The following is a 2,957-nucleotide window of genomic DNA, read 5'->3' as shown; positions in this document are numbered from 1 at the left end:
AAGTAATCGCTCAACATGAAGGTCCGCGTAAAGGCGTCGGAGACCACGACGGACTCCTTCATCTCGCGGAGCTCGACGAACTCCCGCCCACCCAGCCAGGCCAGCCCCAGCGCGCAGCAGAGCAGGATCAGCTGGCGCAGCTTTGCGCCGCTCTCGTAGCTCATCATGTCCGCACCCCCGCTACTTGATGTGCAGCGCGCGCAGCAGGAAGGGGATGAGCGTGTAAGCGTAGACGATGTCGTACACGATGCTCCTGCGCGTCTTGCGAGCGAATAGGCCGCGAAGCAGCAGGAGGGCGACGCCCCCCGCCATGATGAAGTAGAACTGGTGGATCACCTCGTTGGCGAGGCGCAGAAAATCTTCCATCAAAAAACCTCCTTGGTCTAGTTGAAGATCAGCCACTTGAAGTCGTTTGCGTAGATCAGCATCCCCACCGCAACGAGCCCCATGAAGATGGCCGGAACCAGGATCGAGCGCAGGAAGGACAGGTAAGAGCCCTTGTACCCCGAAACCTCGATGGCCACGCGCCCCGATATCCTGGAGGGAGGCAGACAGTCCCCCAGCGGGAAGATGAGGCTCAGAGCCGTCGCGACGATCGTGACGTTGACTCCGATGGAGTTGAAGAGGAAGATGAGGGGCGTCCCCAGGATGATGCCGCTGCTGTAGCTCAGGGCGCCCTGGGCAAAGGGCAGGACGAACGGGGCGAAGGTGTAAATCAGCCTCACGGGAAGCGTGACGAACGTGATCGCGATCAGGCCGCGCACCCCCGTTGCCGCCATGATGTTGACGAGGACCCCAACGCTGATGACCGTGGCCAACAGGGGGAACACCTGCTCCGACGTCTCGGAGAGGACTCCGCACCATCCCGAAAGGCCCAGCTTCCTGGGGGAGAGGAGCATCGCAACGGCCGTGCTGATGATGAAAATCAACGGGATTCCAAGGATCGGAATGTAGAACGCCGCGTACTTCGAGAGGACCAGGAGCAGGATCAGCACGATAAGGGGCGTCGCGATGCGGAAGGCCGTCATCCCGTCGGGAGGCACCGGCAGGGAGGCCAGGACCTCGTCCTTGGGCTTCGGCTCGCCGCCCCGCAGCAGGTAGAACACCGTGAAGACCGTGATGACGGCGATCGGAGCCAGAAGGGGCACGTCAAACCCCACGTAGGGCATGTTGGCCTGTGCGCACATCAACATAACCCACAGGTTGATGGGCGGCGCCACGGCCGCCAGCATCGAGGTGACGTAGATGAAGGCCACGATCCTCGTCTCGCGAATCCCCATAAAGCGCAGCACCGTGGCCACCATGCCGCCGACCACGAACATCGAAACGCTGCCCGCCCCCGTGAGGGCGCCGGGGATCAGCATGATGACGGCCAGGAGGAAGAAAAGCACCCACTTGTGCTCGTAGAAGCGGCCCACCATCCGGCGGACCAGCGCATCCATAGCGCCCGTGGCGGAGTAGAAGTTGATGAAGATCGAGGCTGTGAGGAAGGTAAAGGCCACGTCGAAATACGTGAACGTCCCCTCCACGAAGAGGCGCACCGGGAACCCCAGCTTGCCGACGAGAGCCCCCACAACGGCCGTGACCACCATGGAGAGCTCGGGGGACTTGAGCTTCCAGCTCGCCAGGGCGAAGGTCACGACCATTGCGGCAAGGACTTGTGACGTTTCCGCGTACATGTCGACCCCCTCAGGCTATTTGCCGTACATCGCCTTCGCGAAGGCGTTGAGCTCCATGGCGCTCTTCAGGTAGGTGATCGGAACGTTGTGCTCCTCGGCGAACTTCGTGAACTTGCCGTCCTCGTCCCCCTCCCGGTTGACGACGATGTGGCTCGCAAAGGGAAGGATCGCGTCAATGGAGCGCTCGTCCGCGCTGCCCGGCTTCCCGCGGCGCGCCTTGCCCTCGATGTGGGCCGCGATGACCTGAAGGTTCAGCTCCTTCGCCTTGGCCATCAGCGCGTTCAGACGCTCGATCTCCTGATCGATCGTGATGCCCGAAGCGCCAAGGCCCTTGGCCGATGAGCCGATCACCACGAGGACGGTCTTGTAGCCGCCGCTTTCGAGGTCCTCAGGCTTGGGCTCCGCGTTGTAGGTCAGGTCGTTCACGACGCCCGCACGGGTCACGAGAAGCCGTCCCATCTTGCCGCCGGGTCCCTGCCCCGCGTTGGTGATCAGGAGGGGCTCCTGCCCCTGCGGAGGCTCCGCCCCCTCGAGCTCGGCATACGCCAATCCAGCCGTGACCAACAACAAAAGAATCGCAAGCAGACCGATTTTCTTCATTTCCAAAGAAAACCTCCTTAAAAAATTAAAGATATTTTGAAATTCCCCCCATCGCTGCGGCGAGGCGCCGCCCTGGGGAGGACGCTTCATCCGGATACCCTGCACCGACCGTCAGGTCCATTTCCGGAATTCAACGCGAAAAAGCGAAAAACGAACAAAAAACGAAATCAAAAGGACACCTTTTTATGGCTGATCTTATCGTAGTTATTATAAGGGATTCATCGGGTAAAAACGGCTTCCCGGTAAAAAATATATTTTCCAAAAAGCCGCTCCCGCAGTGAGCGCCCCGCGCTGCCTCCGCCGGGGCTTTCCTTTTTTCGCGGGGTGCGTTAAACTTCCTGCATGAATACGACTGCCCTGCGGCATGAGGAAGTCGTGGGTTCCGTCGCGGAATTTTTGACGAACGGGAGGCCTTCTGCAATGACAAAGCAGGATCGCATTTACCTCTCCCCGCCCCACATGAGCGGGGACGAGGCCGTCAGGGTGAGCGAGGCCTTCGCCTCCAACTGGATCGCCCCGCTGGGCCCTCACGTCAAGGCCTTCGAGAGGGAGGTCGCGGAGCGCGTCGGGGTGCGCGCCGCCCTGGCCACCTCGTCGGGGACGGCCGCCCTGCACCTGGCCGGCGCGCTCCTGGGCATCGGCCGTGGGGACCTCGTGCTGTGCGCCTCCTTCACCTTC

Annotated in this window: 4 protein-coding genes; 1 reads left to right on the top strand and 3 read right to left on the bottom strand. The window is 61.5% G+C overall.

Going from position 1 to position 2,957, the window contains the following annotated elements:
* Positions 1-180: 180 nt before the first annotated feature.
* The 3 genes from SY1_RS06930 to SY1_RS06920 are packed head-to-tail and all read right to left on the bottom strand — an operon-like array spanning position 181 to position 2,279.
* Positions 181-366 carry a hypothetical protein gene (locus SY1_RS06930; protein ID WP_015556602.1) on the bottom strand — a complete coding sequence of 62 codons (186 nt, stop codon included), beginning with the start codon at positions 364-366 and terminating at the stop codon, positions 181-183.
* 17 nt (positions 367-383) lie between these two features.
* Positions 384-1,679, bottom strand: coding sequence for a citrate transporter (locus SY1_RS06925; RefSeq protein WP_208873202.1), 1,296 nt, complete (start codon positions 1,677-1,679; stop codon positions 384-386).
* Positions 1,680-1,694: 15 nt separating this feature from the next.
* On the bottom strand, positions 1,695-2,279 hold the full coding sequence (locus SY1_RS06920; protein WP_015556600.1) for a DUF6305 family protein: 585 nt from the start codon (positions 2,277-2,279) through the stop codon (positions 1,695-1,697).
* 420 nt (positions 2,280-2,699) lie between these two features.
* Between SY1_RS06920 and SY1_RS06915 the strand changes: the two genes are divergently transcribed.
* Positions 2,700-2,957, top strand: a 258-nt coding sequence (locus SY1_RS06915; RefSeq protein WP_208873200.1) for a DegT/DnrJ/EryC1/StrS family aminotransferase, incomplete at its 3' end; no start/stop codon positions are given.

This window comes from Fretibacterium fastidiosum, from assembly GCF_000210715.1.
Lineage (GTDB): Bacteria > Synergistota > Synergistia > Synergistales > Aminobacteriaceae > Fretibacterium > Fretibacterium fastidiosum.
The sequence above is the reverse complement of the archived record's forward strand: the minus strand, read 5'-3'. Positions and strand labels throughout refer to the sequence as shown.